This window comes from Acetivibrio ethanolgignens, from assembly GCF_001461035.1.
In the GTDB taxonomy this organism is placed as follows: Bacteria; Bacillota; Clostridia; order Lachnospirales; family Lachnospiraceae; genus Velocimicrobium; species Velocimicrobium ethanolgignens.
In genome coordinates, this window is sequence record NZ_LNAM01000209.1 from 1 (window position 1) to 11,586 (window position 11,586).

10 protein-coding genes are annotated in these 11,586 nt (G+C 42.0%); 1 reads left to right on the forward strand and 9 read right to left on the reverse strand.

Annotated elements, in window-relative coordinates; genetic code table 11:
- The first annotated feature begins 164 nt into the window (after window positions 1-164).
- Window positions 165-1,769, forward strand: a complete 1,605-nt coding sequence (pckA, locus tag ASU35_RS17005) for a phosphoenolpyruvate carboxykinase (ATP) (RefSeq protein ID WP_058354165.1) — start codon at window positions 165-167, stop codon at window positions 1,767-1,769.
- A gap of 52 nt (window positions 1,770-1,821) precedes the next feature.
- Here the strand turns inward: pckA and ASU35_RS17010 are convergent, their stop codons facing one another.
- From ASU35_RS17010 to ASU35_RS17050, 9 genes are all read right to left on the reverse strand, one after another.
- Window positions 1,822-3,687 carry a sigma 54-interacting transcriptional regulator gene (locus ASU35_RS17010; RefSeq protein WP_058354166.1) on the reverse strand — a complete coding sequence of 622 codons (1,866 nt, stop codon included), beginning with the start codon at window positions 3,685-3,687 and terminating at the stop codon, window positions 1,822-1,824.
- 67 nt (window positions 3,688-3,754) lie between these two features.
- Entirely contained in the window at window positions 3,755-4,714 is a 960-nt protein-coding gene (locus ASU35_RS17015; RefSeq protein WP_058354167.1) for a D-2-hydroxyacid dehydrogenase, read from the reverse strand.
- Between the two features lie 26 nt (window positions 4,715-4,740).
- The gene (locus ASU35_RS17020; protein WP_058354168.1) at window positions 4,741-5,643 is read right to left on the reverse strand and encodes a sugar phosphate isomerase/epimerase family protein; all 903 of its coding nucleotides are present in this window, start codon (window positions 5,641-5,643) and stop codon (window positions 4,741-4,743) included.
- 2 nt (window positions 5,644-5,645) lie between these two features.
- Window positions 5,646-6,593: a transketolase family protein gene (locus ASU35_RS17025; protein WP_058354169.1), complete on the reverse strand. Its 948-nt coding sequence runs from the start codon at window positions 6,591-6,593 to the stop codon at window positions 5,646-5,648.
- Window positions 6,593-7,420 carry a transketolase gene (locus ASU35_RS17030; RefSeq protein WP_058354170.1) on the reverse strand — a complete coding sequence of 276 codons (828 nt, stop codon included), beginning with the start codon at window positions 7,418-7,420 and terminating at the stop codon, window positions 6,593-6,595. Before ASU35_RS17030 ends, ASU35_RS17025 begins: the two co-directional genes overlap by 1 nt.
- Window positions 7,410-8,081, reverse strand: coding sequence for an aspartate/glutamate racemase family protein (locus ASU35_RS17035; RefSeq protein ID WP_058354171.1), 672 nt, complete (start codon window positions 8,079-8,081; stop codon window positions 7,410-7,412). Before ASU35_RS17035 ends, ASU35_RS17030 begins: the two co-directional genes overlap by 11 nt.
- Entirely contained in the window at window positions 8,078-8,914 is an 837-nt protein-coding gene (locus ASU35_RS17040) for a sugar phosphate isomerase/epimerase family protein (RefSeq protein ID WP_058354174.1), read from the reverse strand. Before ASU35_RS17040 ends, ASU35_RS17035 begins: the two co-directional genes overlap by 4 nt.
- Window positions 8,915-8,995: 81 nt before the next feature.
- Window positions 8,996-9,988 carry a Bug family tripartite tricarboxylate transporter substrate binding protein gene (locus tag ASU35_RS17045; protein WP_058354172.1) on the reverse strand — a complete coding sequence of 331 codons (993 nt, stop codon included), beginning with the start codon at window positions 9,986-9,988 and terminating at the stop codon, window positions 8,996-8,998.
- Window positions 9,989-10,007: 19 nt separating this feature from the next.
- Window positions 10,008-11,519, reverse strand: coding sequence for a tripartite tricarboxylate transporter permease (locus ASU35_RS17050; protein ID WP_058354173.1), 1,512 nt, complete (start codon window positions 11,517-11,519; stop codon window positions 10,008-10,010).
- Window positions 11,520-11,586 lie beyond the last annotated feature (67 nt).

The window sequence follows — 11,586 nt, forward strand, 5'->3', positions numbered from 1 at the left end:
AATAAAAGGTGATATGCGTTGACTTAGTAAAGTTATATAATTTTGTTCCTCAACGCTGAGTTTTCACAAATCAGGATTGCATTTTTTTTCCTTATACTGTATAATGTAAAAGGCGAAAGTTGGACATATTACAAGCACTATGAAAGAAAAGAGGTAAGTGTAAAATGATGAAGATTGATTTAACTCAGTATGGAATTACAGGAACCACAGAAATTGTACACAACCCTTCTTATGAATTTTTATTCACAGAAGAGACAAAGCCAGAGCTAGAAGGCTTCGAAAAGGGGCAGGTAAGCGAGCTTGGTGCAGTCAACGTAATGACCGGTATCTATACAGGCCGCTCCCCAAAGGACAAATTCATTGTAATGGATGACAATTCTAAGGATACTGTATGGTGGACCTCTGATGAGTACAAGAATGATAACCATCCTGCTTCTCAGGAAACCTGGCAGGAATTAAAGAAAATCGCTCTAAATGAGCTTTCTAACAAAAAGCTGTATGTAGTAGATGCTTTCTGCGGTGCAAATAAGGATTCCCGTATGGCAATCCGCTTTATCGTTGAAGTTGCATGGCAGGCACATTTTGTAAAAAATATGTTTATTACCCCAACAGAAGAAGAGCTTAAGGACTTTAAGCCTGATTTTGTTGTTTATAACGCCTCTAAAGCAAAGGTAGAAAATTATAAGGAATTAGGTCTGAACTCTGAGACTGCTGTTATATTTAATATTACAAGCCGTGAGCAGGTTATTATCAATACCTGGTATGGCGGAGAAATGAAGAAGGGTATGTTCTCTATGATGAACTATTACCTGCCTTTAAAGAACATCGCTTCCATGCACTGTTCTGCAAATACCGATATGAACGGCGAGAATACCGCTATTTTCTTCGGTCTTTCCGGTACCGGTAAGACTACCCTTTCAACAGACCCTAAGCGTCTTTTAATTGGTGATGATGAGCATGGCTGGGATGATAATGGCGTATTCAACTTCGAGGGTGGCTGCTATGCTAAGGTTATTGACCTTGACAAGGAATCTGAGCCGGATATCTACAATGCAATCCGCCGCAATGCCCTTCTTGAAAATGTTACTCTGGATAAGGATGGCAAGATTGATTTTACAGATAAGAGCGTAACCGAAAACACCCGTGTATCTTATCCTATCAATCATATTGATAATATTGTCCGTCCGGTTTCTTCTGCTCCAGCAGCAAAGAATGTTATTTTCCTGTCTGCAGATGCCTTTGGCGTTCTTCCTCCGGTATCTGTTCTGACTCCAGAGCAGACAGAGTATTACTTCCTGTCTGGCTTTACTGCTAAGCTTGCAGGAACTGAGCGTGGTATTACAGAGCCTACACCTACCTTCTCTGCTTGCTTCGGCCAGGCCTTCTTAGAGCTGCATCCTACAAAGTATGCTGAAGAGCTGGTTCGGAAGATGAAGGAGAGCGGTGCAAAGGCATATCTGGTTAACACCGGCTGGAATGGTACAGGAAAGCGTATCTCTATCAAGGATACCCGTGGTATTATTGATGCTATTTTAAATGGTGACATCAACAATGCACCTACTAAGACAATTCCACACTTTAACTTTGAAGTACCTACCGAGCTTCCAGGTGTAGATTCTAATATTCTGGATCCTCGTGATACCTATGCAGATGCTTCCGAATGGGAAGCTAAGGCTCAGGATTTAGCTGGACGCTTCATTAAGAACTTTGCAAAATACGAAGGTAATGAGCTTGGCAAGGCTTTAGTAGCTGCCGGCCCACAGAAATAAATAAATTGTTAGCAAAAAGAAGCTGTCACAAATTTGTGTACAGCTTCTTTTTCTATTTATTTTCCTCTTTTTTCTTTGTCATCCGCCACAGTGTGGTTCTGCTTACCCCCAGCTCCTTTGCAATATCCTGTTTCTTTTTCTTAGGGCCCACCTGTCCATAAAGCTCCTGCAGGTTGTCCTGTTTACAGTCTTCTGGCCTGCTCTGTCGGAAAATTTTCAGCTGCCGTATCTCAGCTTCATCAATTTCATCCATATCATTGAGTACCGTAAGTCTTTCACATATATTGCGAAGCTCTCTGACATTACCAGGCCAGTCATATTCAGATAAAAGCTGCACTGCCTTTTGGGAAAGTCTTGGTATCGGTTTGCCCATTTCACAGGCAAATCGGGTTAGATAAAAGTCCACCATTTCCCGGATGTCCCCTTTTCGCTCTCTAAGCGGCGGAATTACAATATCCAGAAGGTTTAGCCGGTAATACAAATCTGCACGGAATTTTCCTTCCTTTATCTGCTCCTCAATATTAATATTCGTTGCAGAAATGACTCTTACATCAATTGGCTGGACTCTGTCACTTCCAATTCTGCGTATCTCCTTTTCCTGAAGAACACGCAGAAGCTTTGCTTGAAGTGTAATAGGTATTTCCCCTATTTCATCTAAAAAAATAGTTCCCTTATGGGCCAGCTCAAATAAACCGATTTTTCCACCCTTTGATGCTCCTGAAAATGCTCCGGCCTCATAACCAAACAGCTCACTCTCCAAAAGATTTTCCGGCAATGCTGCACAATTTAAAGCCACAAAGGGCTCGGCACTTCTTCTGCTGGCACGATGAATACTATGGGCAAACAGCTCCTTTCCAGTTCCTGTTTCACCTACAATCAAGACATTAGAATCTACCCTGCTGTACCGCTTTGCCATCATAATATTGTCCTTTATCGCATCAGAGGAGCCTATAATATCTTCAAAGGAATATTTGGCTGTCAGGCCCTTTTCACTTAAGCTCCGTCGGATTTTCGTCTCTGCTTCGATAATCTGCTCTGTACTGCTGATCGTTATAATCGTTCCACGATCCATCTTATCCGCAACCAACGGCTTAAAATCAACAAAGCACTGTTTTCCTCCAATCTTTAAAAGCTCAGTCCTGCTATTGCCCGAGATAGCCTCCTGCCAGCAAAAATCGGGGCATACCTTTTCTGCCGGCTGTCCCTCCAAAACCTCCTGGGAAGGAATCTGAAACAAACGGTAAGTCTGATTATTTGCCGCCATAATTCTGCCCTTTTCATTTATCGCTATAACAGCATCCTTACTGGTATTTAATATGGTTCTTGTTATTTTAGCTCTGGTTCTTTCCATGTTAATAGTCCTCGCCGCATCTATTGCTGCACTCAGAGCTATTTCAATTGCACCGTCCTTCGTATGTATATGAACTCTGTTAAGCCCCTCCTTATCGCAGAGACCACACATTGTTCCTGCCCCTACATAAACATCCGTCCCATTTTTCTTCGCCTGATAAATCGCTTCCTGAGTAGATGCCTCATCCTGAATTTCATAATAAGTAATTTCAGCTCCTGTCAACTGCTCCATAGCCTTTATCGCAGCCTCATCCATATAGCGGATACAAAGTGCTATTTTTTTCGGTGCAAATTTGTTCTTTGCTTCTACCAAAGCCTCCAGGATGTCAAAGCTGGTAAGCTGTATTTCAACCATATGCTTTTCCGGAAACAGCCCCTTCAGCTTATCATAGGTCATCCCCCGGGCTACCATGATTTCTGCATCTCCATATTGGTCGAGAGATTCCGGGGTTCCAAAAACATGCACCATCTCAACCTCGACATCCTCTGGTCTCGGCACCCTTGAAATAACCTCTTCAAACCGCTCCTTCATATTCATGTAAGGAATAAACATCCGTATTTTAACCATTTTTCCCTCCTGAAAAAATGTACTCAACTACAATATCAAGTATATCATAGTTGAGTACACAGGAAAACTATTTATTTACCACATTTTGTGGTGCTCCGTCTAAGAATTTTTCCAGATTATCAACGGCAATATTCATAAGACGCTGTCTGGATTCCTTTGGAGCCCAGGCAATGTGTGGTGTAATAATCATGTTCTTTGCTGTAAGCAGCGGATTATCCATCTTAATTGGCTCTGTAGACACAACGTCAACCGCTGCTCCACTTACTTTTCCACTGTTTAAGGCATCTGCCAGATCCTGTTCCACAATCAGCGGACCTCTGGAGGTATTAATAATCTTAACACCATCCTTCATCTTTGCAATGGTTTCCTTGTTAATAATTCCCTCTGTAGATGGGAACAACGGACAGTGCAGAGAAATTATGTCGGAATTTGCAAGCAGCTCATCCAGACTTGCATATCTGCAGTTTTCTGTCTCCAACTCCTTATTCTGATATTCATCATAGGCCAGAATCTTCATTCCAAGAGCCTCTGCATTTTTCGCTGCTCTCTGTCCAATTCTTCCAAATCCAATAATTCCCATTGTCTTACCGGCAAGCTCTACTAATGGATAATTCCAGAAGCACCAATCCTGATTATTGGTCCAGTCTCCCTTCTTTACACAGTCAGAATGCTCACCTACATGATGGCACAGCTCTAAAAGAAGTGCAATTACATATTGTCCTACGGCATCCGTTCCATAGGTTGGAATATTGGAAACTACCACACCCGCTTCCTTTGCTGCAGCGGTATCAATTACATTATAGCCGGTTGCCAGTACGCCAATAAATTTAAGCTCCGGACACTGTGCTATTGTTTCCCTGCTGATTGGAGTCTTATTTGTATATACAATTTCAGCTCCCTTCATTCTCTCAACAATCTTATCTGCCGGAGTTCTGTCATATACAGTAAGCTCTCCCAGCCTTTCAAAGCCTTCCCAGCTTAAATCTCCCGGATTTTCGGTATATCCATCTAAAATTACAATTTTCATATTGGTATTCTTTCCTTTCTTTTATTTTAATCCTCTAGCAGTGCCCATGCACGATTAATTACTCTCTTAGTATTTGCGAGAATAATATCTCCATCCTCGTCGCCCCATGGCTTTACCTCCAGAGAGAGCACATATGGATTTTCTTTATTAAAGAAGCCCTCTTCCTTTAATACAGTAAAGAAGTCTAAAAGCTCTGCAACATCATTGGAACTATTTGGGAAGCCAAATCTTGGATGCATGTCTCCATATGCCTCACAGCCTTCCTTTACTACTGCATTACCAATATGGAAGTGTGTAATATATGGACGTAGTGTCTGGATAACAAACTTTGAAGTCTCATAGGTGGTTGGGAAATGAGACAGGTCTACCATCAGCCCAAAATTATTGTTAGTCTTTCTGACGTCTGCTGCAAATTCTGCTGCATAAGGAGCCGGTCCAATTAAGACAGCCTTATCCATATCATAGTCAAAGACCTCCATCTCTACCATCATATTCTTCTTTGCCGCATAATCACATACCGCACGGGTCGTCTTTAACAGCTGCTGATAAGCTAAATCCTTTGTGGCTTCCTCCCATTTACCTGCCAGGAAAGCGATTCCTTTCGCTCCCATGTCTTCAGCATCATCAATTGCCTCAATCAGAACTTTTTCTGCTTTCTTACGCTCCTCCTCATCAAGATGATTTGGATTCAAACCAGGTCCTAAAAGTCTTGGCTGTGCCCCATAACATACCTTCAGATGGGACTGCCTCAGCATTTTCTTTACCTTTTCCCTTGCTTCCTCATCATCTATACGGGTTACCTCAATAGCACCAAAATACTCATCACTGCAGATAATCTTTACAGATTCCAGCAATGGATAATTTACCGGTGGATGCGTCATCCACTGTATGGTTCCTACCTGAAAATATTTTTGAATCGGGTCCTTCATAATTAATTTCCTCCATTCTTTCTTGTAATTACTTTTTTACATTTCTCTGCAATTGCAGAACCACTGTAACCATATTTTTCAAGAAGCTGCTCATAATCGCCAGATTCCGCAAAATCAGTTGCTCCGATCTGCTCCATTGGCACCGGACAGTTCTGACAAAGCACTTCAGCCACCGCACTTCCAAGTCCTCCATAAACACTATGCTCTTCTACGGTAACAATAGCTCCTGTCTTTTTCGCACAGTCTTTAATCAGTTCCTCGTCAATCGGTTTTATCGTATGCATATCAACAACCGTTGCGGATATTCCTTCCTTATCCAGAATATCGGCTGCTTCCAAAGCTTTATGAAGAACCGTTCCTGTTGTGATAATCGTTACATCTGAGCCTTCCTTTACCAAAATTCCCTTTCCAATCTGGAATTCCATATCCTCTTTATAGTAAACCGGAGCTGCTGCACGGCTCAGCCTTAAATAAACCGGTCCTTCATACTCTGCTGCCGCAAATACTGCCTTTTTTGTCTCTACTGCATCCGCTACTGTTACTACGGTCACTCCCGGGATAGAACGTACAAAGGCAAGGTCAGTAATTGCCTGATGACTGGCACCATCATAGGAATCAGAAAGTCCACAATAGGTTCCAGCAAGCTTTACATTTAATTTGTCATAAGCAATAAGGCTCTGAATCGGGTCTGCCCCTCTGGTTGTCATAAATACAGCAAAGGTATTTACAAAAGGAATAAACCCTTCTCTTGCAAAACCTGCTGCCATAGATACCATATTAATTTCACTGATTCCCACATTAAAATATCTGTCCGGAAAAGCTTTTCCAAAAATACTGCTTTTGGTCGAAGAAGCAACGTCTGCTTCAAGTCCTACTACCTTTGAGTTTACAGTTCCCAACTCCTTTAATGCTTCTCCATAGGCATCTCTGATTGCTATTTTCTCTGCCATTATTCTTCACCTCCCAATTCTTCCTTTGCTTTTTTATACTCCTCATCATTAATTGCTTTTCCATGCCAGGTATTTTTTCCCTCCATAAAGGAAATGCCTTTTCCCTTTACTGTCTTCGCAATAATAATCACCGGCTGTCCCTCTGTCTTTTTTGCCTCTGCTACCGTCTGGCAGAAGTCTTCTACATCATGTCCATCACAGGAAAGCACTCTCCAGCCAAAGGACTCCCATTTTGCCTTCAAGTCGCCCATCGGCATAATTTCCTCCAGAGTACCATCTAACTGCACTCCGTTATTGTCCAGGATTCCAATCAAATGGTCTGCCTTAAACTTTGATGCTGACATGGCAGCCTCCCATACAGCTCCCTCCTGGATTTCACCATCACCCATCAATACATAGGTGTATGCCTTACTTCCCTTCATTCTCTCACTTAAAGCCATACCAAGTCCAGCAGAAAGTCCAAGTCCCAGCGGACCTGTAGAAAGCTCTACTCCTGGTGTTTTATGTACGCATGGATGTCCCTGCAGCATGGAATTTATCTGTCTTAGGCTCTTTAACTCCTCTTTTGGGAAAAACCCTTTTTCTGCCAAAACCAGATACAGCATTGGTGCTGCATGACCCTTAGAAAGAATAAATCGGTCTCTTCCTTCCATTTCCGGGTTTCCTGGATCTATATTCATAAGCTCAAAATAGAGACTGGTCATAATTTCTACAGAAGACAGGGAGCCGCCTGGGTGCCCCGTCTGAATGCTATGAAGCAGATCAATCAGTTCTCTTCTAAAATTAAGACACTGCTTTTCAAGCTCAAGTTTTCTTTCATCTGTCATAATTTATCTCCTCCAACTTCTTTTTTATTTCCTCCATACACAATCTTGGGCTGGAAAGGGTCTCTATTCCGGTAATATCCCTAATTTCTTTTTCCAGATGTGACATAGAAGCCTGTGCCAGTACAATGCAGTCATAACCCGAAAGTGCCCCTGCCATTTCCTTCAAAAGCCTGTCATGTCTTTCCATATCCATCTGCTTCATTGCCCGGAAAGCCTCCATACAGACACGGTGCTCTATCTGTATTTTCCTTTCTGCCCTCTGTGCCTCTGTCTGTATCTTAGAAACAGTTGGTTCTACTGTACTCTCTGCTGTTGCCAGAACCATAATTTTTTCACCAGAAACAGCTGCTTTCTTTGCCATCGCGTCATCAATGGCAATTACCGGTATTTTCATAAATGGTCGTATCATCTCTACCACCGGTGTCAAGGTAGAGCATGTTGTAACAATCATATCCGCCCCTGTCATTTCCTGGGTTTTCATATCCATCAAAAGTCGGCAACGGTTTTCTATCGTAAATTCCCCTATTTCATTGGGATTGTCTGCCAGAAAATCATCCCACAAATTCTGAACCTTAATTTCTTCCTCTATTTCTTTTCTGAGCATTCCCTCAAAGGAATTTGCAAGTCCTTTTACCGTATGAATCAATGCAATACACTTCATTTTCTCCCTCCATAGACCTCATCAAGAATCGGCCGTAAGTGCTTGATTGCACCCTTTGCTGCTTCTTCCATACTTGGAATCTGAAATATTTCTGTACAGAAATTACCATCATAGCCACACTCTTTAAAGGTTGAAAGAATCTTTTTAAAATCCAGCCCACACTGTCCCGGATATCTCCGGTTGTTATCAGCCAGATGAACATGAATATTATATGGGCTGTATTCCCTAATTGCATTGTAAATATCCTTTTCTTCTAGGTTTAAATGAAAAACATCCATCATCAACCGGAAATTTTCCCGATTCACCCGGTCTACTATTTTTTTACCTTCTTCCAGGGTGTTAATGAAATTAGTCTGCATAATTGTCACTGTTTCCAGTGCAATTTTTACACTCTTTGGTGCCGCATAGTCAGAAAGCTCTGCAAAAGCCTCTACGGCCAGAGCCTCAGTCTCTTCCTTCGACAGCTCTTTACAGTACTGTCCTCTTACTCTTCCAATGTTGATATTTGCACCTAAAAAACCTGCAAAATCTATAATTTCCTTGCTTCTTTCAATAGCCTCTCTTCTGATTCTTTCATCCGGGTGCGTATAGCTTAACCCCAGCTGTCCAAAAATTTCTCCTGTGCAGACAAGGGCAATGGAAAGTCCGTTTTTTTGTGCTTCTGATTTCACCTGCTCCCAATCAAGCTTTCCCGGGTTCAGTGTCATTAGTTCTACGCCATCATAACCAAGCTTAGCCAGATCAGAAAAGCTTTTTTCAAGGCTTCCCTGATAAGCCGTTACTGAATCTGCTACAGCGACATCCGGTGTCGCCACCTGATAACATAATTTCATAAGTCCTCCCTGTTCCAAGGGGCACCACCTGCTGGAACCAGTTGTGCAGGATTCCTTCAGAAAGTGCCCCTCTGACATCTGTTACTGTATTCCGTTTGCTTCCATAAACTCTTTTTCGTACTGAGTTACATATTTTGTTGCTTCTTCTGCTGTCATATAGTTTGCAATCAGCTTGTTCTTGTCTAAATAGTCATTTTTCCAGGTATCAGTTTCAGCTACCTTACCAAGAACCTCACTCCAGTAAGCAACAGCTGCATCACTCATCTCGGCAGGAGCAGCTACACCTCTCCATACAGGAACCTCTATGTTTTCATAATCACCAATTTCACTTAAGGTTGGAGCATCCGCCAGATTTCCACCATATCTTTCATTTGCCAGAGCAAGTACTGGAATTAAAGATCCTGCCTCTACATATTCAGAAGCTGCTGCCGGCTTTGAAATAACAAACTCTACATGTCCTCCTAAGGCTGCTGTAATCGCATCTCCGGTAGAATCATAGGTAATATAAGACATAACATCCTCGCCAATACCGATTTCCTCCAGCATAGCCTCGTAGGTTGCAATATCATCACCCTTAGAACCGCCAATTACAATCTTTGTACCATTTTTTGCTGCTTCAATTGCCTCTGCAAAGTCATTATACTTTGTGCTTTCACCTTTAAAAATCAGCTGTTTATCTACCGCCATAACTGCAATAATCTTAAAATTAGAAGAACGATTATTTGTATTTTTTACCATTGGCATTAAGTCTCCACTGTTAAAGGTCAACAGTGTATAATCAGCCTTGTCACCCTTTGTGTTAGCAACTTCATTTCTTCCGATTTCACCACTTCCGTCAGTCTTGTTTGTAACAACGATATTCTGATCATTTACCAATCCTTCCTTGGTCATAATATCAGAAATCATTCTGGTATAGATGTCACTTCCACCACCCGGGCTGCTGGTAACTGTCCAATTAATCGTATCCTTTGGTACAAAAGTCTCGTTTCCTGCTTCCTTGCTTCCGCAGCCAGTTAATAAAGTAGATACTGTAAGTACTGCTGCCATTGCCACCATAATTTTTTTCTTCATCATCGCATAAACCCCCGTTTTGTTAATTTGTTTTTGATGTTTTTATTTTCTTATAAAGTGTCTTGAGTATCGGCGTCGCGATAAATCCAAGGAACACTATCATAAGCACACAGGTAATCGGCCTTGCAAAGAAGATGCTTAAGCTTCCTCCTGAGATAATAAAGGCCTTTCTCATATTTGACTCCAAAAGCTTTGCCAATACAAAGGACAAAAGCATTGGTGCCGTTGGATAATCATTCTTAGTAAGAAGATATCCCAAAATACCGGCCAAGAACATTATAAGCACTCCATACATGGAATAGCTGGAGCTGTAAGAGCCCACAACGCATACCGTTGTAATAATTGGTATCATATATTTTACCGGTACAGATAATATCTTAAGCAAAAATGGAATGACTCCAATCGCTACAATCAAAGTAAGAATATTCGACAAGAATAAGGATGCTATCAAGCCCCAGGTAAACTCCGGCTCATTCGTAAAAAGCAAAGGTCCCGGATTTAATCCCCACATCATGAGACCACCCAGCAAAACCGCTCCGGTTCCACTTCCCGGAATTCCCAATGCAAGCAGTGGTGCGAAAGCTCCTGCAGCCGCTGCATTATTTGCTGCTTCACTGGCTGCAATACCTTCAATTGCTCCGGTTCCCATCTCATCTTCATTCTTAAATTTCTTTTGTACTGCATAGCCCATAAAGGCTCCCGTCGTTGCTCCAGCTCCCGGAAGAACTCCAATAAAGGTTCCCATAATTCCAGAGCGGATGGACGGTGGCAGAAGTCTCTTAAAGTCATGCTTTGTCAAAAGACTTCCACGAATGGTAAGCTTCATCTGATCCTCTGTATTTACCGTCTGGTTTCGTTCCATAACCAGCTTTATTACCTGAGAAAAGCCAACAGCTCCAATAATAAACGGTGTAAATGGAATTCCTCCCAACAGATACATATTTCCAAAATCATATCTTGGTGCTCCCGATAAAGTATCCATACCTATACTTGCTAAAAGAATACCTAGCATCGTAATAATAACACCCTTTGTAGGATTTTCTCCTACCAGCCAGCTAATTGATGTCATCGCAATCAGAAGAAGTGCCGTCATCTCCGATGGTCCAAATTTAAGACCAAGGTCAGCTAACGCCGGACCAGTAAAGGTCAGGATAATAATACCAATCGTTCCTCCAATAAAGGATGCCATATTAGCCGTAAATAATGCCTGACCCGGACGTTTTCTCTTGGATGCCATTGGATAGCCATCCAGTGCAGTACAAACCGCCGGTGAATCACCAGGTATATTTAAAAGAATTGCACTGAAAGCTCCGCCATACATATTAGAATAGTACAAAGCTCCCAGCATAATAATCGCTGTCGTTGGATTAAATTTGTAGGTTAGCGGAAGCAGAAGTGCTACACCTGCGAGACTTCCAATTCCAGGCATCGCTCCTACAATCAAACCCAGAAATGCTCCTAAAAGAGCTGCTCCTACATTTTGAAAGGTAAACAGGGTTTCAAAGCCCTGAAGCAACATTCCTATATTTTCCATACTCCTTCTCCTCCCTCGTATAATAAGTTTGTAAGCAAGGAAAACAGCTTACAGACTTATTTTTTTG

Excerpts from the sequence above, each read along its gene's own strand:
- pckA (WP_058354165.1), top strand. The coding sequence starts at position 165 with ATGATGAAGATTGATTTAACTCAGTATGGAATTACAGGAACCACAGAA.
- ASU35_RS17010 (WP_058354166.1), bottom strand. The coding sequence starts at position 3,687 with ATGGTTAAAATACGGATGTTTATTCCTTACATGAATATGAAGGAGCGG.
- ASU35_RS17015 (WP_058354167.1), bottom strand. The coding sequence starts at position 4,714 with ATGAAAATTGTAATTTTAGATGGATATACCGAAAATCCGGGAGATTTA.
- ASU35_RS17020 (WP_058354168.1), bottom strand. The coding sequence starts at position 5,643 with ATGAAGGACCCGATTCAAAAATATTTTCAGGTAGGAACCATACAGTGG.
- ASU35_RS17025 (WP_058354169.1), bottom strand. The coding sequence starts at position 6,593 with ATGGCAGAGAAAATAGCAATCAGAGATGCCTATGGAGAAGCATTAAAG.
- ASU35_RS17030 (WP_058354170.1), bottom strand. The coding sequence starts at position 7,420 with ATGACAGATGAAAGAAAACTTGAGCTTGAAAAGCAGTGTCTTAATTTT.
- ASU35_RS17035 (WP_058354171.1), bottom strand. The coding sequence starts at position 8,081 with ATGAAGTGTATTGCATTGATTCATACGGTAAAAGGACTTGCAAATTCC.
- ASU35_RS17040 (WP_058354174.1), bottom strand. The coding sequence starts at position 8,914 with ATGAAATTATGTTATCAGGTGGCGACACCGGATGTCGCTGTAGCAGAT.
- ASU35_RS17045 (WP_058354172.1), bottom strand. The coding sequence starts at position 9,988 with ATGATGAAGAAAAAAATTATGGTGGCAATGGCAGCAGTACTTACAGTA.
- ASU35_RS17050 (WP_058354173.1), bottom strand. The coding sequence starts at position 11,519 with ATGGAAAATATAGGAATGTTGCTTCAGGGCTTTGAAACCCTGTTTACC.